The following is an 18,481-nucleotide window of genomic DNA, read 5'->3' as shown; positions in this document are numbered from 1 at the left end:
CTCTAAATTTTCAAAACACCAAAATAGGATAATATTAAAGAAACACCTATAACCAAAAATATTATATTTATGATGCTTATTTTTTTAGATGATATCATTTTATAAATAATTAGTGTCAATCCAGCGGGAAGCAAGGAAGGCATGATTTTATCTAATATTTCTGACTGGATAGGTAATGATATTTCCCCTGAAGCAAAGCTTAATCCAACATTAACTTTCACAACGGCAGGGATTAACGCCCCAACGACGGTCAGCCCCATTATTGATGCCGCTTCAGTAAAAATGGTCAGTTTGTTGCCCAACGCCGTAACGAGCTTCAAACCAGAGTCATATCCAATATGGAATAACTTAAAGCGAAAAAACAAAAACAATAGGTTAAGGCAGAGCCAGATAATCGCCCCAACTGGGCTGCCCTCCAATCCCATATAAGCAGCGATAGAGCCCATAATCGTAGGATACAAAACCCAAACCAGAGTATCGCCGATACCTGCTAATGGCCCCATCATCCCTGTCTTGAAGGCTTGCACCGCGTTTAAAGAGGATTTGCCATCCTTTTCTTCCATCGCCAGGCTTGCGCCCAATAACAAGTTGGCCATCCAGGTTGTCGTGTTGAAATATTTAAAATGATTATTTAGCGATGCATTGTAGTCATCGTCATTTTTATAAATTTTCCTTAATGATTTATGCAATCCGTAAACCACAGCTGGGCCTTGCTGTGTTTGATAATTGAATGTATTACAAGCCATAAACATATATCGAAGAGCAGCTTTGTTTATGTCTCCTTTAGTTAAAACTATTTCTTTTTTTCCTGAGTTTTCCAAATTGGAATCTGATAAATCATTCATCAAAGTCATCCCCTTCAATCTGTTGAGCGCTCTCGGCATTAGCCAGTTTATGATTAGGTTCTGCCATTTTGTTGATGAAATAATAATATGCGAAAGCGAAACCTAATATTGAAATCCCCAAAATAGGAATTTTCAAATAAGCCGAGACAACGAAGCCAATTAATAGCATCGTTAAATATTTTTTCACCGGCATGACGTGTAACAGCAATGCTATACCCACGGCGGGTAACATATTTCCTGCTATCGATAGCCCATCAGTAAACCACTGAGGAACGACGGACAGAATCAGTTTGACAATTTTGTCTCCGAAAATTACGCATAATGTGGTTGGGATGGCAGTGGATAATCCAAAAATTAACGGTCCGCCCCAGAATATCAAGTTCATCTTCTTATATTGTTTTCTATTTGCCGCTTTCTGTGCTGCATTCGCAATGTATGTATTCAAAATTTTCGCTAATACATCTAGCTGAATACCTAGCATACCAACCGGGACACCAACGGCTAATGCTATTGCCTTCGCCTCTTCAATATTATTTGTCGATTTAATGGCGATATAGATGCCCACTAAAGTCGCTAAACCCCAATTGGGAATGGATGAACCGCCTATATTCGCCACCCCCAGTGCCATTAGCTGAAAGGTGCCGCCAATCATCATTGCGGTCGTCATATCTCCCATGATGAGTCCGGTAAAGAACGCAACCATTATTGGAAACCAGGTGCTGATACATAATCCTTGTTGATCGATAACAATCCAAAAGGCGAGCGCTATTATCAATATTGCCTGAATGACTTCCATTTTCTTTACCTTATTTAATATAAGTTTCTAATGGCTCTTCAACATCATTAGGCACAAAATGGAAAGTAACCGGTATACCTTTTGACGATAATTCTTTTAAGTCATCTGTTTCTTTTTTATTTACTGAAACCATTTTTTTGAGCGTGGTTTTGTCTTCGCCATCAAAGATGATACCTATGTTTACTTTTGGGATTTTGACGCCGCCATTAACCAGCCTTAACAATGTTTCCGGGCTGTTGACGATTAAAAGAACGTTATGGTCATCATATTTTCCATTATTGAAATTAGTAATTGCCGTAGCTGTATCGATAATTGACATATTGGTACCTACCGGCTTACTCATTCTCATGACTTCTTTTTGCGTTTCGTCATGGCTTATTTCATCATCTACAACCATTAACCTTTTTGCTTTGGTAAAACCCGCCCACTGTGTAACGACGATACCATGTATCAAACGCTGGTCAATTCTTGCTAACACGACGCCCATGTTTTTTCTCCTAGTGATAACGAATTGATTTAAAAATTGTTTCTGTGCAACAAACGCAATTATTGTGCAACCGCTTGCATTAAGTGTTAATCCTTGCGCTACTTTTGGTAAAGCAGTAGCTTTGATTAATGTGAGACCTATCACATATTTAATCTAACTGTCAGGTTTTGCCATAGGCATCATACGCTCACATAATGTATTGATTTTTAATCATTTATTTAATGGCTTTACCTTGCTGACAACATGGTTTAAGTTTGGCTTATGTGTTAGATGAATTCTGAAAGTGAAATATTTACTCTGGGAGAAACTTTTACATGGGGATAACGATCAAAGATGTAGCGGAAAAGTCAGGCGTAGCCACATCAACTGTATCCAGGGTAATTAATAATAGCGCCAGTATTTCAGAAAAAACTAAAGAAAAAGTTAACAAGGTTATGCGAGATCTGGGTTATACGCCTAATTCTACAGCAAGAAACCTGGGGAAAGGAAAAGCAAACTCAATCGCTGTAATTCTTCCACCTTTAAAGTCAAGAGAAGAAATGAGCATTCCTTTTTTTTTAGAAATCATTGAATCTATCAATCAAGAAGCGCAAATTTTCGGCCTTTCTATTGCGTTGGCTATATCAAAAAACTTCGATGATCTATTGTCTAATGTAAAAAGAATGCATGCGCAAAAACAAGTAGATGGTTTTATTTTATTATATTCTAACGTAGAGGATCCAATAATAGACTATTTATATAAAAATAAATTAAAGTTTAGTCTGGTTGGCCTGCCTTGTGAAAACGAGAATAAGATTACCTATGTTGACAACGATAATCAATTATTAGGTAAGGATGCGACTGATTATCTTATAAAAAACAAGCATGAAAAAATTATATTTATAACCAATAGGATAAAGGAAAATGTTCATTTCGAACGTTTTTTTGGTTATCAAAAAGCAATGCTCATGGCAAATCTCAAACCATTCGATGCAATAAATATTGAGAGTGCAGAAGATTTTTTTTATCTTGAATCAGTGTTAAAAAAATCGAAGATAACCGCTGCGGTAATTATTGAAGACTTATTGGCATTTAAAGTTATCCAGCATATTAGTGCTCTTGGATACGCTGTTCCTCAAAATATTTCAGTTATTAGTTTTAATAACACAATATTTTCCACTTTAGCTCATCCATACATAACAAACATTGATATTAATATTGATTTGCTAGCTAAGTACAGTTTGAAATATGTTATTGAGCAGGTAAACGGCAGAAAGTCTCACGGCGTAAAATTCGTCGTTCCTCATAAAATCATTGAGAACGAATCTGTCATAACGCTATCTGATAATAAAGCGAGTTAATTATAAATTCAGAGCCCGATTTTATACCCTTCATCTTTCAAATTGCAGGTGCGTTGGCTGCTTAATTACTCGGTCCTTCCCTGGGCCTTGCCCCGTTGGGACCGCCGCAAGCGGCGTTCAAATCTGCTCCAGGCAGATTTGCCACCCCAGTCGCTTAGTTATCTAAGCTCCTGGGGATTAATGAGAGGCATCCTGTTTCTTATTCTTCCTGTAGCGATTGCTGCACGTCCATCGCGATCTCAAACGATCGCAGCCGAGCCTGATGGTCAAAAATCTGTCCGTTGACCATCACTTCATCCACCTGGGTTTCACGTAACAAACTCTGCAAGCCGTGCCTGACTTTCGTCCGATCGCCGACGATCGATAAACGTAACGTTTGTTCAACGCCAAATTGCTCAGCCGGCGACCAGATGGCATCCATATCTTCCACCGGCGCCGGTAGCGGGCCAGGAGCGCCGCGGCGCAGGTTGATGAATTGCTGCTGCATGGAGGTAAACAGGAAACGGGCATCGCGATCGCTGTCTGCGGCAACGACGTTGACGCAAACCATCGAATAAGGCTTGGCATGCGCGGCTGACGGTTTGAAGGTTTCTCGATAAACCCTGAGCGCTTGCAGCAGCATATCGGGGGCAAAGTGGGCGGCAAAGGCAAAGGGTAATCCTAATGAGGCGGCCAGCTGCGCGCTGTATAAACTGGAGCCCAACAGCCAGATGGGAACCTGCAAGCCCTGACCGGGTACGGCCTGAACTGCCTGGCCGGGCTGCGCATCGGAAAAATAGCGCCGGAGTTCCTGTACGTCCCGCGGGAAATCGTCAATATCGGCGTTCAGATGACGCCGCAGGGCCATCATCGTGCGCTGATCGGTGCCTGGCGCACGGCCCAGCCCAAGATCGATGCGCCCCGGATAGAGTGACTCCAGCGTACCGAACTGTTCGGCAATCACCAGCGGGGCATGGTTGGGCAGCATAACGCCGCCGGAGCCGAGCCGGATACGCTGCGTGCCGGCGGCAAGATAGCCAATCAGCACTGAGGTGGCCGCGCTGGCGATCCCGGTCATATTGTGGTGTTCGGCCAGCCAGTAGCGCTGGTAGCCCCACTTTTCCGCATGTTGCGCCAGATCCAGCGAGTGGCTGAAAGCATCCCGGGCGTTATGGCCGACCGGAATCGGCGCCAAATCCAGAATGGAAAAAGGGACGATCTGTGTGTTTGCAGACATAGTCGGTGCTCGCTTTATCGGTTTCGGATACGCTGAGTATTGCGCTGTTTAGTGAAATTTTATATCCCGTCGATGCGCTAACTTCATTCAGCTACCCCATTCTTTGATGTCGTCGTGGGCCGTATGCAAATCTTAACCGGCCTGGATGGCCGTTATCAGGCCGCTTAGGACGGCGTGCTATGCTTCTTTATGCTTAAACATGATGGCGCTAACGCGCTACAATGTAACGGATTTGTTTTTATTGTTGGTGAATTGTTTATGTTTAGTGTAGTGAAACGCGTCGCACAGTGCGACATGGTGTCTGCGCAAAGCAGGTCCGGAGTATAATAAATGAATAAAAAGACGCGGTTTACGTTACTGCTGGTGGTGGTGGTTATTGCTCTGGCTGTTCTGTTTCGGGCAAATAATAAGGATATTCTACTGCAGGGCGAGGTTGACGCCCAGGAAGTGATTGTCGCCTCTAAGGCCTCGGGACGGGTAATGGAACGCCATGTGCAACGCGGGGATGACGTTAAAGCAGGCCAACTGCTGATTACGCTGGAAAACGCTGAATTAGTCGCCCAGTTGCGCGCGGCGGAAGCCGCCCGCGATCAGGCTAAATCGCTGTTGGATCAGTCTGAACACGGTACGCGGGAAGAGAGTATTCGCAATCTGCGCGCCACGCTGGCCCAGGCGCAGGCGGCGTATCAGAATGCCCTGCATGAATATAATCGTCAGGCCGGTATCGCGGCCAAGGGATTTGCCTCGGCTTCGGCGCTGGACAGCGCGCGTGAGGCCCGCGACAGCGCCCTGCAGCAAGTTAAGGCGGCGCAGGCCAACCTGGATGAGGGGTTGCACGGCGATCGGCCGGAGCAAAGAGAAAACTATGCCGCCGCCTTGCGCCAGGCCGAACAGCAACTGCTGGAAATTAAGGCCCAGTCGGACGAGCTTCAGGTCAGGGCGCCGGTCGACGGCGAGGTCGGGCCTATCCCGGCCGAAGTGGGGGTGCTGCTCAGCGCTTCCAGTCCGCTTATCACGCTGGTGCGCGTTCCTCAGGCCTGGTTCGTCTTTAACCTGCGGGAGGATATTCTGGCCGGGGTACGCAAGGGGGATCGGATCACGCTGCGCGTTCCGGCGCTGAATAACCGTATGATTGAGGCTGAGGTGCGCTATATCGCGCCGCTGGGCGATTACGCCACCAAACGCGCCACGCGGGCAACCGGCGACTTCGATCTGAAAACCTTCGAAGTCCGGCTGTATCCGACGCAGTCGCAGGAAGGATTGAGGCCGGGAATGAGCGCGCTATGGCAGTGGCAAGAGTAAACGCCGCCTGGCGTAGTTTCACGGCGTCATTCCGCCAGGAGGTTAACACGGCGCTGCGCAGCCCGGTGGTGCACTGGCTTGGCTGGGGCTTTCCTCTGCTGCTGTTTATTTTGCTGGGCAGCATTTTTTCCGTCGGTACGATGCAGGATCTGCCGGTGTCGGCGATTGATAACGATCACAGCCCGCTGTCGCGCGATCTGATCCGCAAGCTGGACGCCGGATCCCATGCCCGTATTGAGCCGTGGGCGGGAGGGCTGGCCGAGTCCATGCAGCGCTTACGCAGCGCCCAGGACTATGGCCTGCTCTATATTCCGGTGAATTTTGAGGCTGATGCGTTGGCCGGTCGTCAGCCCAGCGTCCTGTTTTATTACAATGCCCTGTTTTATGGCGCCGGCTTTTATTCCACCCAGGATTTCAGCACGCTGATGACGGAAGTCAACAGTCAGTATCGCAGCGTTATCGCCGCCGAGTCCGGCCACACGCTGCCGGCGCTGGCTAACGTCACCCTGGCGTACGGCAGTCTGTTCAACGCCAGCGGCAGCTATGTCTATTATCAGCAGTTTGCCGCCACCATCCACTTGCTACAGCTTTTCGCCGTCACCTGCATGATTTATGTCCTGGAGCGCAGCAAAGATATTGTCAACCGCCGGCCCTTTGTGCTGGCGATGCTTGGCAAACTGGCGCCTTATACGCTGTGTTATACCGCGTTGCTGATTGTCGAGATCGCTATTCTGGTGTGGGCGTCCGACGCGCACGTAAGCGGCAATCCGCTGTATATGCTGCTGGTGGGTTTCTTTTACGTTATGGCGGCGCAGAGCATCGGCGTTCTGCTGTTTACCTTTACCCGTACGGCGCTGACGGCCTATACCATGATGGGGATTATCGTCAGTATCGCGCTGACGTTTTCCGGTCTGGCGGTGCCGGAGCTCTCCATGCCGTTGCCGGCGCAGATCATTGCGCAAATCGAGCCGTTAACGCATGCGCTATACGCGATGTTCGATATCTTCCTGCGTCAGGTTTCGCTCTCTTCGGTGCTCAGCGTTTGCGCGTTGTTGCTGGCTTATCCGCTGGTGACCGGTCTGCTGGTGCGTAACCGGCTTTATCAGCGTTTAAGCCAGCCGGAGAATAAACCGTGAAAAGTTACTGGCAGACATTCAGCCGGGTGTTGATCAGCATGCTGGAACGTCCTATGTGGCTGATGCTGCTGGCCTCGCTCTGCGTGATGAGTCTGGTGTACGCCAATCACTCGGTGTGGGATTTGCCGGTGGCGGTGATCGACCAGGATCACAGCAACGCCAGCCGTCAGCTAATGCGCGATCTGGACGCCACACCGAAAATTGCCGTCAAAACATATGATAATTTACCGGAGGCGCAGCGCGATCTTGTGTTGCGTAAATTGTTTGCCGTGATCATCTTGCCGCTGGATTTGGAAAAAAAGATCCTCTCCGGCGAGACGATTACCATCCCCGCCTATGGCGATGCGACAAACCGTCTGGCAAACGGGCAGATTCAGCAGGACGTGATGGCGGCCTGGCAGCAGCTATTAGCCGATTATAATCGCGATCTGCTGTTGCGCAGCGGCTTTACCGATGTGCAGGCGCAGGTGATTCTGACGCCGGTGGTCGGGCAAACCGTGGGATTGTTTAATCCCGGCGTCAGCTTTGCGGCGATCATTTTCCCCGGTCTGCTGGTGATGTTATTACAGCATTCGCTGTTGATCGCCTGCGTTCGGGTCAGTATCGCGCTGAAGAGTTCCCCGCAGGGCAAACCGACCATCCCGGTTTATCTGGGCGGCCTGTCGGCCCTGCTGCCGATCTGGCTCTTTTTGTCGATTGTACTGTTTGTCTTGTGGCCCTGGGTGCTGGGTTATCGGCAAACGGCCAATATCCCGGAAATTCTCCTGCTGACGTTTCCCTTTTTGCTGGCGGTGCTGGGGCTGGGAAAACTGGTAACCGAGTGCCTGCGGCGCGTGGAAATGATTTACCTGACGCTGTCGTTTATTACCATGCCGGTTTTTTATCTTTCCGGCACGATATGGCCGGTACAGTCGATGCCGGGCTGGGTACGGGCGATCTCATCAATGCTGCCTTCAACCTGGGCGACCAAGGCTATTGCCGGCGTGAACCAGATGAATCTGCCGCTGAGCGAAGTGGGGCGCGATGTGGTCATGCTGCTGGTGCTGGGCGTCGTTTATACCCTGCTGGGCATTGGGGTGGGGTTGTTGCATAACACCGGTCAACTGCGCCGTTTGTTGCGCCGCCGTGTCAGGCCGCGGGGATAGCTTCCGCCGTTATTCGCAGGTGGCAACGCGTTGGCGGGCCGTACGGCCCGCCGGTAAGCGCGCAGGAAGAATTAGCCCGGTTTGCGCAGTGCGCTACTGCACCAGCTCCAGGCCCGCCACCCGTTTCCAGTAGCCGTTACAGTCGGCGTTTTTCTCTAGCGTCAGCGGCGCCTGGCCGTTCTCGTTGGCGCGGAAAGCATCCACCATCGCCAGCGTTTCCATGCCCAGCGGCGACAGACGGACGATATCCACCAAACCGGCCATATTGGTCAGCTCGTTGCCCAGGTTATAACAATAGCCGCTCTGGGTCTGGATGCCGTTGAGCACGAAAACCTGCTGATTTTCCTGCGACAGAACTTTGCGCCCCTGCGGATAGTTGATGCAGCAGGTTTCGCATTCGTCTTTGGCGCGGTTTTCCGAACGCGCGGTAAAGCAACGCGCGGAATAAGCCAGCGGCAGGTGGCCGTAGCTCAATACTTCGACCTCAAACTGGTTGCGGAATCCGAGTTCATCACACTGATTCAGCAGATTTTGCAGCCAGTCGCGGGACAGCTCTACCGGCATACACCAGCGCACCATGCCCTGTTTGCGCAGTAAACGCAGGGTGTAAGCGTTATAGCAGTTGAGGGCAGGCCCGGCGACAAACGGCAGATGGCGGTCGGCGGCCATATTGACGGTGCCGAGATCGTTGGCTTCCAGTAGGAAGTCACCGTTTTCGACGTAGCGCTTTAGCTCATTCAGCTCCGAAGGCGCCTGCAGCAGCGCCAGGGTGGAGATGACCACCTGTTTGCCATGGCCGGCGATCTGCCGGGCGAGATCAAGCCAGTCGGCGACTTTCATTGAACGGCGCTTGCTGCATACCGTTTCGCCCAGATAAATAATATCCGCGCCGCTGTTCATGGCTGATTGGTAGAATGTTTCAATCGTGTTTCTAGGCCAGTAGTAGAGAATGGCGCCCAATGCGTATTTCATGTTGTCTCCTGCTACTGCCATTTACGGTGATAGGCGCCCAGCGTGGTTTGCGTACCTTCCGCCACGGCGCCAAGCGTATCCATCCATTCCTGCGTCGGGCTGAATGTGGACGGATTGGAGATGCACCGATCGATGGCTTCCCGCCAGACGCGGGTGATCTGGCTGACATAAGCCGGGCTGCGCTGGCGTCCTTCAATTTTCACCGAGGCGATATTCGCCGCCAGCAGTTCCGGCAGTAACGCCAATGTATTAAGACTGGTGGGTTCTTCAAGCGCGTGGTAACGCTGCCCGTCGACCAGATAACGGCCTTTGCACAACGTCGGATAACCGGCATTCTCATCATCCTGATAGCGGTCAATCAACACGTTATTCAGGCGGGACTCCATCCCCTGTTCCGTCTGCTGCCAGCGGACGAAACGCGCGGGCGAACAGGCTCCCACGGTATTCGGCGATTCGCCGGTCAGGTAGGAGGAGAGGTAGCAGCGGCCTTCCGCCATGATGCACAGGCTGCCGAAAGCGAACACTTCCAGCGGAACCGAACTGGTGCGGGCCAGTTGTTTTACCTGATGTATAGAAAGCACTCGGGGCAGAACGATGCGGGATACGTCAAAATGGCGTTGGTAAAAGTTAATCGCTTCGCTATTGGTGGCGGAGGCCTGCACCGAGACGTGGCGCTCGATGTGCGGGTAGCGTTCCGCGGCATATTCCAGCATGGCCAGGTCGGCCAGGATCAGTACGTCCGCGCCGATTTGCGCCGCCATGTCGACGGCGCGCTCCCAGCGTTGATAACCATCGGGGTGGGCGAACGTATTGATGGCGATATGAAGTTTGCGCCGGTGGCGGTGCACATAATCGCGTGCTTCCTGCAGTTTTTTGTCGGTGAAGTTAAGTCCGGCGAAGTGGCGTGCGTTGGTGTCATCTTTCAGGCCGATATAGACCGCGTCGGCGCCATTATCGATAGCCGCTTTTAATGCCGGAAGATTACCGGCGGGGCAAAGCAATTCCATACTATTTCCTTCATTAATCAAAATCGGGATGAGACCAGCCATCCGCTACGATCAATGATGTTGGTGGACTAATGAGATTTGTTATCAGTCAATGAATGTTTTTAACGATAGATAATTTTAATTAACCACATATGGCCGTGGTTTGATTTAAAACAGTTAACGGTGGAATGAAAAGGGAGGGGGCATGCATATGGTGATTTATCGCCGTGATTTTTCACGTTGTCGGCGGGCTCGTCGCGCTTTTAGCTAATTATTTGAATTCTCACTCTCCATGTGAGAATTCATGTGACCAAGCATGTCAGGTGATCATTAAGCTGAGAATAAATGCTGCTAGCGCTCAACTCCGTCTGTCCGGGCCCGGCGCAACGTGAAATCGATTGAGCAAGGGAAGAACAGGATAAATTATTGACATAGACCTCTATTGCTTTTGTGTGATGTGGCACAATACTTGTAGGTTGTCTGAACCATCAGACTGTTTTAAGAGGAGTACGCCAGTGTTGGGAAAACTTCGGGCGCAGATTGTGCGTCAAGGGCCGGGCTTATTGGGCAAGCCATTAAAGTTCACTCCTTTTGCTTTACAGCGTCAGGTTCTGGAACACATGCTGAGCTGGCAGTTTCGTCAGTCCCTGGAAGAGGGGGAGCTGGAGTTTCTGGAAGACCGCTGGTTAAAGATTGAAGTACGGGACGTTGGATTGCAGTGGTTTGTGACGCTGCGCGATAATCGTCTGGTCGTGAGTCATCAGGAAAATGCGGACGTCAGCTTTAGCGCTGATGCCAACGATCTTATTCTGATCGCGGCGCGTAAAGAAGATCCCGATACGCTGTTTTTCCAGCGTCGCCTGCGGATCGAGGGTGATACGGAACTCGGGTTATACGTAAAAAACCTGATGGACGCGATTGAACTGGAAGCCATGCCGGCGCCGTTACGTATCGGTTTACAGCAATTGGCTGATTTTGTCGACGCGGGGCTACAAGAGGGCGTGGTGCAATCTACCGACGATCACGCGCCCGCATCATGTTAGTGCGTGTTGAAATACCGGTGGACGCCGCCGGGATTGACAGCCTGCTGCGCCGGGTATTTCCAACGGATGCCGAAGCCGATTTAGTCCATCAGCTGCGTGAGGACGGTCAGTTGACGTTAGGGATCGTTGCAACGGATGATGAAGGCGGCGTTGTGGGATACGCGGCTTTTAGTCCGGTGCTGATTGAAGGGGAAGACCGCCAGTGGGTAGGGTTGGCTCCGCTCGCCGTGGAAGAAAGCCTGCGCCGGCAAGGCATCGGTCAGCAGCTGGTTTACGAAGGTCTGGACGCGCTGAATGAGTTCGGCTATACCGCGGTCGTGGTATTGGGGGAACCCGCTTATTACTCCCGCTTTGGTTTCGTGCCCGCGTCTGAATATCAGTTGTATTGCCGCTGGCCGCAAAGTGCAGTCACCTTCCAGGTTTATCCGCTGGCGGATAATCATTTTGTGGGGGCTAGCGGTCTGGTCGAATACGCCGATCCTTTTAACCGCTCCTGACAAGCGTATCTAATAATGACGTGGGCTGGTCTTGCACCAGCCTTTCTTTTTGGTTTTTGCTCAACTGCTTGATGCGATACTCCAGCTTTAATGCGCTTGAGCGGCTGCCCGCCCGACATTGGAACACCAAGGCTAATTCGCCTTTTCCCCGCAGCGCTTTCGCCCCTTTTCCTGACTGATGTTGCACCAGACGGCGAGCCACGTCCGTGGTAATCCCGGTGTATAGCATGCCGCTGGCCGTGCGCAGGATATACAGATACCAGCAGGGCGCGATGAGAGCTTCGTTCATGGTGGTCGATGCGTTCGTTAACATTCGGCTCATTTTACGGCACATCATGTTCGGAGTGAAATTTACCTGATTGCTTCGCCGCGCCGATCTTGCCCGTGGTTGCCATTATCGCCGCAGATGCCTGATGGCCGGCGGATGAGCTATACTCGGCCCCAGTATCTGTTGGGGATTTCGGAGAGGATCATGTCGCATACCATTAAAGGCAAAAAAAAGCTGTTGGCGCGCATCAGGCGGATCAAAGGGCAGACGGAAGCGATTGAAAAATCGCTGGAAAATGAAACTCCCTGTTTGAATATCCTGCAGCAAATCGCGGCCGTTCGCGGCGCCGTTAACGGGCTGATGGTCGAAGTGCTGGAAGGGCATATCCGCGAGCATTTGATGGATGAGAGCCATTCATCACAGGAGCGCAACGGCGATCTGGAAGAGATCGTCTCAGTGGTTCGTTCTTATCTGAAGTAGCGATCCCGCATCACTGCCGGCTCTGCAGGCCGGTGGTTCCGCTATGCATTTTCGCTTTTATCCCGCCGGGTTTTATTCCTGATTATTCTCATCGTCGCGGTCGTATTTTTTTATCACCGGGTATTATACTGGGGGGGAGTATAAACAGGGCGGGCTAACGATGTCACTACAACAAATAAACGGTACCCACACGCATATTTTTGATGAAGGGAATCCGCTGGCGGAAAGGAATACCCGTTATGCCACTTTGCTGACGGCAGTAATGATGGTGGTGGAGATCCTGGGCGGATGGTATTTCAATTCGATGGCGCTGCTGGCCGACGGCTGGCATATGAGCTCCCACGCGCTGGCGCTGGGGCTGTCGGCAATGGCCTATGCGGCGGCCAGGCGTCTGGCAACGGATACCCGCTTTGCCTTTGGCACCTGGAAGATTGAAATTCTGGGGGGATTCACCAGCGCTATTCTGCTGGGGATGGTCGCCTTTGTCATGATGTATGAATCGGTCGAACGCTTACTCCATCCGTCGGTGATCCATTACGACCAGGCGATAGCGATTGCCGTGGTCGGGCTGTTGGTTAACCTTATTTGCGCCTGGCTGCTGCGCGACCATCATGCTCACGATCATTCCCATCACCCTACGCATCATTCCCACGACAGTCATCACACGGCGGATTCTCATACGCATGTCGGTCATCAGGATCTGAATCTGCGCTCGGCTTATATACATGTGATTGCCGATGCCGCGACTTCCGTTCTGGCGATAGTCGCCTTGATCTGCGGTAAATTGTGGGGCGCCGACTGGCTGGATCCGGTCATGGGGATCGTCGGCTCCATCCTGGTCGGCATCTGGGCGTATGGCCTGATGCGTCAGTCCGGCAAAGTTTTACTGGATGCGGAAATGGATGCGCCGGTGGTGGAGGAAATCAAGGAGGTCATCGCCGCCAGCCCGATGCCTGCCGAACTGACGGATTTACATGTCTGGCGGGTAGGGACGGAAAAATATGCCTGTATCCTGAGCTTAACTACCGACCGGGACGTCAGCCCCGATTATTACAAGCAACGGTTATCCATACATGAAGAGTTGGTTCATATCACGGTGGAAATCAACGCCGTCACGCCTTAACCCCCCTTCAATGGGGGCTTCGTTTTAAGCGATTTATTTCTGCGGTATCGGCCGAGTCAGCCGCTATGATTAACCTATGGAATTTGTCGCTGTGCCGCCGCCTTGCCGCACGCGGATTATTTAGGGTGACAATTATGTGATATAAATCACATATAATCCCGTGCGATTACATCGCTTTTACATTAAGTGTGAACGACGGCGCAAAATAGCCCGGCATGACATGTTCAAATGTTCTACGACTACTCAGCATTTGAATATAAATCACGTCACAGGATAGCGTAGATGAAGGCTCTCTGCGGTGAGAGGGGTTTCGGTTGTCGCCCAGGTTATTATCCCTCCCGGGCGCTATCTTCAGGGAACCCGGTCCGCTCGCCGCCATGTTCTGGTATTGCATTGACCCAGTTTATATTCCCGCCGGTCAGACCGGCTGACGAGTTGGAGTAATGGTATGACAACGTTAACGGCTGTCGCGCAACGCGCGCTGGCGCTGATGGATTTAACCTCGCTTAATGATGACGATACGGATGAGAAGATCGTCACGCTTTGCCATCAGGCTAACAGCCCGGCAGGCAACACTGCGGCTATCTGTATCTATCCACGCTTTATTCCTCTGGCGCGTAAGGCGCTGCGCGAACAGGGAACGCCGGAGATGCGTATTGCGACCGTGACGAACTTCCCGCATGGCAATGATGATATTGGCATCGCGCTGGCGGAAACCAACGCGGCTATTGCCTATGGCGCGGATGAAGTGGATGTCGTGTTCCCTTACCGTTCGCTGATTACGGGGAACACGCGAACCGGGTTTGCGCTGGTGCAGTCGTGTAAAGCGGTTTGTCAGGCGGCCAATGTGTTGCTGAAAGTGATTATTGAAACGGGCGAGCTAAAGCAGGACGCGCTGATCCGTCAGGCCAGCGAGATCGCCATTGATGCCGGCGCTGATTTTATTAAAACCTCTACGGGCAAGGTGCCGGTTAACGCCACGCCGCGGAGTGCGGAAATCATGCTGCAAGTCATTCGTGATAAAGGCGTGGGGGAACGTGTCGGATTCAAGGCGGCGGGCGGCGTGCGTAGCGCTGAAGAGGCGGCGATTTATTTGCAACTGGCTGATGACATTATGGGCCCGGAATGGGTTAACGCCCGGCATTTCCGTTTTGGCGCATCGAGTTTATTAGCCAGCCTGCTGTCGGTGTTAGGTCATCAGTCGACAGCGCGGCATAGCGGTTATTGATTCCGCCACCTTCCCGCCCGGGCAGAAAACGCGATAACGGCTCAGGTTCCGGTCCATTCTTTTTACCCACTTATCAGGAGAGCGTGCTTTGTTTCTGATTCAGGAAATTATTCGTAAGAAGCGTGACGGAGAGCCATTGAGCGATGAAGAGATTCGCTTCTTTATTAACGGCGTGCGCGATAATACGGTATCCGAAGGGCAAATCGCCGCGCTGGCGATGACCATCTACTTCCACGATATGTCGATGGCGGAGCGCGTCTCCCTGACGCTGGCGATGCGCGATTCCGGCACGGTGCTTGACTGGAAGAGTCTAAACTTGAATGGTCCGCTGGTGGATAAACACTCTACCGGCGGCGTAGGCGATGTAACCTCGCTGATGCTGGGGCCGATGGTTGCCGCCTGCGGGGGCTATGTGCCGATGATTTCCGGCCGGGGGCTGGGGCACACCGGCGGTACGCTGGATAAGCTGGAGTCGATCCCCGGGCTGAATATTTTCCCTGACAACAGTGAATTCCGCCGAATTATTCAGCGCGTCGGCGTGGCGATTATCGGCCAGACCAACTCTTTGGCGCCGGCGGATAAACGTTTTTACGCGACGCGGGATATTACCGCGACGGTGGATTCAATACCGCTGATCACCGCGTCCATTCTGGCGAAGAAACTGGCCGAAGGGCTGGATGCGCTGGTGATGGATGTTAAGGTAGGATCCGGCGCTTTTATGCCGACTTATGCGCTTTCCGAGCAATTGGCGCAGGCGATCGTCGATGTCGCCAATAACGCCGGATGCCGCACCAGCGCGTTGCTGACCGATATGAATCAGGTGCTGGCTTCCAGCGCGGGCAATGCGCTGGAGGTGCGGGAGGCGGTACGTTTTCTGACCGGGGAGCCGCGTAATCCGCGCTTGTATGAGGTGACGATGGCGCTATGCGAAGAAATGCTGTTGTCCGGCGGCCTGACGGACTCCGCCGCGGAAGCGCGCAACCGCCTGCAAGCGGCGCTGGATAACGGCAAGGCGGCCGAAGTGTTCGGCCGGATGGTGGCGGCGCAGCGCGGTCCGGCTGATTTCGTCGAGCATTACGAGCGCTATTTGCCGGTCGCCACGTTAAGCAAGCCGGTTTTTGCCGAGCGCGCAGGGATTGTCGCCGCCATGGATACCCGTGCGTTAGGCATGGCGGTTGTGTCGTTAGGCGGCGGACGCCGTCAGGCCAGCGATAAGATTGATTACAGCGTGGGAATCAATGAGATGGCTTGCCTGGGCGATCGCGTTGATGGTCAGCGTCCGCTGGCGGTGATCCACGCCAATACCGAGGCGCAATGGCAGCAGGCGGCAAACGATGTCCGGGCCGCGATTACGCTAAGCGACGAAGCCGTGGAAGAAACGCCGGTTATTTATCGCCGCATGAGCGCCGATGATTGAATGATTCCAACGCAGGCAGGCTATGCCTGCCGCGAGTAACAACGCAGGAGATGAACAATGAAACGTGCCTATATTATGGTGCTCGATTCCTTCGGTATCGGTTGTAGTGCCGATGCGCAACGTTTTGGTGACGCCGGTTCGGATACGCTGGGCCATATCGCTCAGGCCTGTGCGGCGGGAGAGGCCGATCGGGGACGTAAAGGAGCGCTGCATTTGCCGAATCTGAGTCGTTTAGGACTGGGAAAAGCGGCCGAGGAATCAACCGGTACTTTTCCCGCCGGGTTGGATCCCCAGGCCGATATTATCGGCGCCTATGCTTATGCCAGCGAAATCTCGTCTGGTAAGGATACGCCGTCGGGCCACTGGGAAATCGCCGGCGTGCCGGTGCTGTTTGACTGGGGCTATTTCAAAGATGAAGAGAACAGTTTTCCGCAGGAACTGCTGGATACCCTGGTGAAGCGCGCCAATCTGCCGGGTTATCTGGGGAATTGCCACTCTTCCGGCACCGTGATCCTGGATAAGCTGGGCGAAGAACATATGAAAACCGGCAAGCCGATTTTCTACACCTCCGCTGACTCCGTTTTCCAGATCGCCTGCCACGAAGAGACCTTTGGTCTGGACAAACTGTATGAACTGTGTGAAATCGCTCGTGAGGAACTGACCAACGGGGGTTATAACATCGGGCGAGTGATCGCTCGCCCGTTTGTCGGCGACCAACCGGGGCATTTCCAGCGTACCGGTAATCGGCACGATCTGGCCGTTGAACCGCCTGCGCCGACGATTTTGAAAAAGATGGTGGAAGAAAAAAGCGGCGAAGTGGTGTCGGTCGGCAAGATCGCGGATATTTATGCCCAGGTGGGCATCACCCGCAAAGTGAAAGCCACCGGTATTGACGCGCTGTTTGACGCCACGTTAAAAGAAATGGACGACGCGGGTGATAACACCATCGTGTTTACCAATTTTGTCGATTTTGACTCCTCGTACGGCCACCGCCGGGATGTCGCCGGTTATGCCGCGGCGCTGGAATTGTTCGATCGTCGTCTGCCGGAGATGCTCTCGCGCGTGACGGGGGATGATATCCTGATTCTGACCGCCGACCACGGCTGCGATCCTACCTGGCATGGCACCGATCATACCCGCGAAAATGTACCGGTACTGATCTATGGGCCGAGAGTGAAACCCGGCTCATATGGACACCGTGAGACGTTTGCGGATATCGGTCAGACGGTGGCGAACTATTTTGGGCTATCGGCGATGGACTACGGTAAGCCGATTCTGTAACGTCCACGTTATTCGCCTGAGCGCGATTTGTTTTATGCTGATTGATAAGGAATAAGAGCATGGCTACGCCACATATTAATGCGGAAATGGGTGATTTTGCGGATGTCGTACTGATGCCGGGCGACCCACTGCGAGCAAAGTATATTGCCGAAACCTTTCTGGAAAATGCCCGTGAAGTGAACAATGTTCGTGGCATGCTGGGTTTTACCGGCACTTATAAAGGGCGCAAGATTTCGGTGATGGGGCACGGGATGGGGATCCCCTCCTGCTCTATCTATGCGAAAGAGCTGATCACCGAGTTCGGCGTGAAAAAAATCATCCGCGTGGGCTCATGCGGCGCGGTGCGTACCGACGTAAAACTGCGCGACGTGGTGATTGGTATGGGCGCGTGTACGGACTCCAAAGTGAACCGCATGCGTTTCAAAGACCACGACTATGCCGCCATTGCGGATTTTGACATGGTGCGCAACGCGGTTGACGCCGCCAAAGCCCACGGCGTCAACGTGCGCGTCGGCAACCTTTTCTCCGCCGACCTGTTCTATACGCCGGACCCGCAGATGTTCGACGTGATGGAAAAGTACGGCATTCTGGGCGTGGAGATGGAAGCGGCCGGTATTTACGGCGTTGCGGCCGAGTTCGGCGCCAAAGCCCTGGCTATCTGTACCGTGTCCGACCATATCCGTACTCATGAGGAAACCACTTCCGATGAGCGTCAGACTACGTTTAACGATATGATCGAAATTGCGCTGCAGTCCGTTCTGCTGGGCGATAGCGAGTAAGATCCTTCACCTTGGATGGGGCGTTTTGCCCCATCTGCGTTTGCGGTCCAATCTTCGCTGAAAAAACGTCATTCCCGCCTCTCTTCCGTCATTCCCGCGCAGGCGGGAATCGGCCGAGGGTGTTTACGGTTTCAGTAGCA

General features: G+C 52.3%; 19 protein-coding genes. 12 read left to right on the top strand and 7 right to left on the bottom strand.

What is annotated here, in order from left to right:
* Nucleotides 1-2: 2 nt before the first annotated feature.
* Genes ACN28R_RS15555 through ACN28R_RS15545 form a run of 3 tightly spaced genes read right to left on the bottom strand, consistent with a single transcriptional unit; the run spans nt 3 to nt 2,272 of the window.
* Complete coding sequence (locus ACN28R_RS15555; protein ID WP_095834882.1) at nt 3-845, bottom strand: PTS system mannose/fructose/sorbose family transporter subunit IID; 843 nt, start codon at nt 843-845, stop codon at nt 3-5.
* Complete coding sequence (locus ACN28R_RS15550; protein WP_048636260.1) at nt 838-1,641, bottom strand: PTS mannose/fructose/sorbose/N-acetylgalactosamine transporter subunit IIC; 804 nt, start codon at nt 1,639-1,641, stop codon at nt 838-840. Before ACN28R_RS15550 ends, ACN28R_RS15555 begins: the two co-directional genes overlap by 8 nt.
* A 10-nt stretch (nt 1,642-1,651) precedes the next feature.
* Complete coding sequence (locus tag ACN28R_RS15545; protein WP_220701796.1) at nt 1,652-2,272, bottom strand: PTS sugar transporter subunit IIB; 621 nt, start codon at nt 2,270-2,272, stop codon at nt 1,652-1,654.
* Between the two features lie 170 nt (nt 2,273-2,442).
* Here ACN28R_RS15545 and ACN28R_RS15540 point away from each other — a divergent pair, with 170 nt between their 5' ends.
* Complete coding sequence (locus ACN28R_RS15540; RefSeq protein ID WP_048636258.1) at nt 2,443-3,468, top strand: LacI family DNA-binding transcriptional regulator; 1,026 nt, start codon at nt 2,443-2,445, stop codon at nt 3,466-3,468.
* Nucleotides 3,469-3,667: 199 nt separating this feature from the next.
* Here the strand turns inward: ACN28R_RS15540 and ACN28R_RS15535 are convergent, their stop codons facing one another.
* Nucleotides 3,668-4,684 carry a luciferase-like monooxygenase gene (locus ACN28R_RS15535; protein ID WP_095834880.1) on the bottom strand — a complete coding sequence of 339 codons (1,017 nt, stop codon included), beginning with the start codon at nt 4,682-4,684 and terminating at the stop codon, nt 3,668-3,670.
* Between the two features lie 330 nt (nt 4,685-5,014).
* Between ACN28R_RS15535 and ACN28R_RS15530 the strand changes: the two genes are divergently transcribed.
* The 3 genes from ACN28R_RS15530 to ACN28R_RS15520 are packed head-to-tail and all read left to right on the top strand — an operon-like array spanning nt 5,015 to nt 8,267.
* Nucleotides 5,015-5,986 carry an HlyD family secretion protein gene (locus ACN28R_RS15530; protein ID WP_095834879.1) on the top strand — a complete coding sequence of 324 codons (972 nt, stop codon included), beginning with the start codon at nt 5,015-5,017 and terminating at the stop codon, nt 5,984-5,986.
* Nucleotides 5,968-7,122, top strand: coding sequence for an ABC transporter permease (locus ACN28R_RS15525; protein ID WP_095834878.1), 1,155 nt, complete (start codon nt 5,968-5,970; stop codon nt 7,120-7,122). The genes ACN28R_RS15530 and ACN28R_RS15525 overlap by 19 nt, the downstream gene beginning before the upstream one ends.
* The gene (locus ACN28R_RS15520; protein WP_095834877.1) at nt 7,119-8,267 is read left to right on the top strand and encodes an ABC transporter permease; all 1,149 of its coding nucleotides are present in this window, start codon (nt 7,119-7,121) and stop codon (nt 8,265-8,267) included. The genes ACN28R_RS15525 and ACN28R_RS15520 overlap by 4 nt, the downstream gene beginning before the upstream one ends.
* Nucleotides 8,268-8,360: 93 nt before the next feature.
* On the opposite strand, the gene ACN28R_RS15515 is transcribed toward ACN28R_RS15520, so the two are convergent.
* Together ACN28R_RS15515 and ubiU are read right to left on the bottom strand one after the other, a co-directional pair.
* Nucleotides 8,361-9,239, bottom strand: coding sequence for a U32 family peptidase (locus ACN28R_RS15515; RefSeq protein WP_095834876.1), 879 nt, complete (start codon nt 9,237-9,239; stop codon nt 8,361-8,363).
* An 11-nt stretch (nt 9,240-9,250) separates the two neighbouring features.
* Nucleotides 9,251-10,246 (bottom strand): ubiquinone anaerobic biosynthesis protein UbiU, encoded by a 996-nt coding sequence (gene ubiU, locus ACN28R_RS15510; protein ID WP_095834875.1) that lies wholly within the window; start codon nt 10,244-10,246, stop codon nt 9,251-9,253.
* Nucleotides 10,247-10,740: 494 nt separating this feature from the next.
* Here ubiU and ubiT point away from each other — a divergent pair, with 494 nt between their 5' ends.
* Together ubiT and ACN28R_RS15500 are read left to right on the top strand one after the other, a co-directional pair.
* Entirely contained in the window at nt 10,741-11,268 is a 528-nt protein-coding gene (gene ubiT, locus ACN28R_RS15505) for a ubiquinone anaerobic biosynthesis accessory factor UbiT (RefSeq protein ID WP_048636251.1), read from the top strand.
* Nucleotides 11,262-11,765, top strand: coding sequence for a GNAT family N-acetyltransferase (locus ACN28R_RS15500; RefSeq protein WP_095834874.1), 504 nt, complete (start codon nt 11,262-11,264; stop codon nt 11,763-11,765). Before ubiT ends, ACN28R_RS15500 begins: the two co-directional genes overlap by 7 nt.
* Here ACN28R_RS15500 and ACN28R_RS15495 read toward each other — a convergent pair.
* On the bottom strand, nt 11,752-12,054 hold the full coding sequence (locus ACN28R_RS15495) for a GIY-YIG nuclease family protein (RefSeq protein WP_048639669.1): 303 nt from the start codon (nt 12,052-12,054) through the stop codon (nt 11,752-11,754). The genes ACN28R_RS15500 and ACN28R_RS15495 overlap by 14 nt on opposite strands.
* A gap of 183 nt (nt 12,055-12,237) precedes the next feature.
* On the opposite strand from ACN28R_RS15495, the gene ACN28R_RS15490 reads away from it, so the two are divergent.
* From ACN28R_RS15490 to deoD, 6 genes are all read left to right on the top strand, one after another.
* A complete protein-coding gene (locus ACN28R_RS15490) occupies nt 12,238-12,513 on the top strand; it encodes a metal/formaldehyde-sensitive transcriptional repressor (protein ID WP_048636249.1) in 276 nt (91 codons plus the stop codon).
* Between the two features lie 160 nt (nt 12,514-12,673).
* Nucleotides 12,674-13,636, top strand: a complete 963-nt coding sequence (dmeF, locus tag ACN28R_RS15485) for a CDF family Co(II)/Ni(II) efflux transporter DmeF (protein WP_048636248.1) — start codon at nt 12,674-12,676, stop codon at nt 13,634-13,636.
* Nucleotides 13,637-14,084: 448 nt separating this feature from the next.
* Nucleotides 14,085-14,864 (top strand): deoxyribose-phosphate aldolase, encoded by a 780-nt coding sequence (deoC, locus tag ACN28R_RS15480; protein WP_095834873.1) that lies wholly within the window; start codon nt 14,085-14,087, stop codon nt 14,862-14,864.
* Nucleotides 14,865-14,952: 88 nt separating this feature from the next.
* Complete coding sequence (deoA, locus tag ACN28R_RS15475) at nt 14,953-16,281, top strand: thymidine phosphorylase (RefSeq protein ID WP_095834872.1); 1,329 nt, start codon at nt 14,953-14,955, stop codon at nt 16,279-16,281.
* A 57-nt stretch (nt 16,282-16,338) separates the two neighbouring features.
* Nucleotides 16,339-17,562, top strand: coding sequence for a phosphopentomutase (gene deoB / locus ACN28R_RS15470; protein ID WP_048636245.1), 1,224 nt, complete (start codon nt 16,339-16,341; stop codon nt 17,560-17,562).
* Nucleotides 17,563-17,621: 59 nt separating this feature from the next.
* Nucleotides 17,622-18,341 carry a purine-nucleoside phosphorylase gene (gene deoD / locus ACN28R_RS15465; protein WP_048636244.1) on the top strand — a complete coding sequence of 240 codons (720 nt, stop codon included), beginning with the start codon at nt 17,622-17,624 and terminating at the stop codon, nt 18,339-18,341.
* Nucleotides 18,342-18,481: the final 140 nt, after the last annotated feature.

Source organism: Brenneria goodwinii, assembly GCF_002291445.1.
GTDB classification, from domain to species: domain Bacteria; phylum Pseudomonadota; class Gammaproteobacteria; order Enterobacterales; family Enterobacteriaceae; genus Brenneria; species Brenneria goodwinii.
Note: the sequence above shows the minus strand (reverse complement) of the source record. Positions and strands in the feature narration are given on the sequence as shown.

What these genes read in the sequence shown, in the direction of transcription:
- ACN28R_RS15555 (WP_095834882.1), bottom strand. Translation starts at nt 845, where the DNA reads ATGAATGATTTATCAGATTCCAATTTGGAAAACTCAGGAAAAAAAGAA.
- ACN28R_RS15550 (WP_048636260.1), bottom strand. Translation starts at nt 1,641, where the DNA reads ATGGAAGTCATTCAGGCAATATTGATAATAGCGCTCGCCTTTTGGATT.
- ACN28R_RS15540 (WP_048636258.1), top strand. Translation starts at nt 2,443, where the DNA reads ATGGGGATAACGATCAAAGATGTAGCGGAAAAGTCAGGCGTAGCCACA.
- ACN28R_RS15535 (WP_095834880.1), bottom strand. Translation starts at nt 4,684, where the DNA reads ATGTCTGCAAACACACAGATCGTCCCTTTTTCCATTCTGGATTTGGCG.
- ACN28R_RS15530 (WP_095834879.1), top strand. Translation starts at nt 5,015, where the DNA reads ATGAATAAAAAGACGCGGTTTACGTTACTGCTGGTGGTGGTGGTTATT.
- ACN28R_RS15525 (WP_095834878.1), top strand. Translation starts at nt 5,968, where the DNA reads ATGGCAGTGGCAAGAGTAAACGCCGCCTGGCGTAGTTTCACGGCGTCA.
- ACN28R_RS15515 (WP_095834876.1), bottom strand. Translation starts at nt 9,239, where the DNA reads ATGAAATACGCATTGGGCGCCATTCTCTACTACTGGCCTAGAAACACG.
- ubiU (WP_095834875.1), bottom strand. Translation starts at nt 10,246, where the DNA reads ATGGAATTGCTTTGCCCCGCCGGTAATCTTCCGGCATTAAAAGCGGCT.
- ACN28R_RS15500 (WP_095834874.1), top strand. Translation starts at nt 11,262, where the DNA reads ATGTTAGTGCGTGTTGAAATACCGGTGGACGCCGCCGGGATTGACAGC.
- ACN28R_RS15495 (WP_048639669.1), bottom strand. Translation starts at nt 12,054, where the DNA reads ATGAACGAAGCTCTCATCGCGCCCTGCTGGTATCTGTATATCCTGCGC.
- ACN28R_RS15490 (WP_048636249.1), top strand. Translation starts at nt 12,238, where the DNA reads ATGTCGCATACCATTAAAGGCAAAAAAAAGCTGTTGGCGCGCATCAGG.
- dmeF (WP_048636248.1), top strand. Translation starts at nt 12,674, where the DNA reads ATGTCACTACAACAAATAAACGGTACCCACACGCATATTTTTGATGAA.
- deoC (WP_095834873.1), top strand. Translation starts at nt 14,085, where the DNA reads ATGACAACGTTAACGGCTGTCGCGCAACGCGCGCTGGCGCTGATGGAT.
- deoB (WP_048636245.1), top strand. Translation starts at nt 16,339, where the DNA reads ATGAAACGTGCCTATATTATGGTGCTCGATTCCTTCGGTATCGGTTGT.
- deoD (WP_048636244.1), top strand. Translation starts at nt 17,622, where the DNA reads ATGGCTACGCCACATATTAATGCGGAAATGGGTGATTTTGCGGATGTC.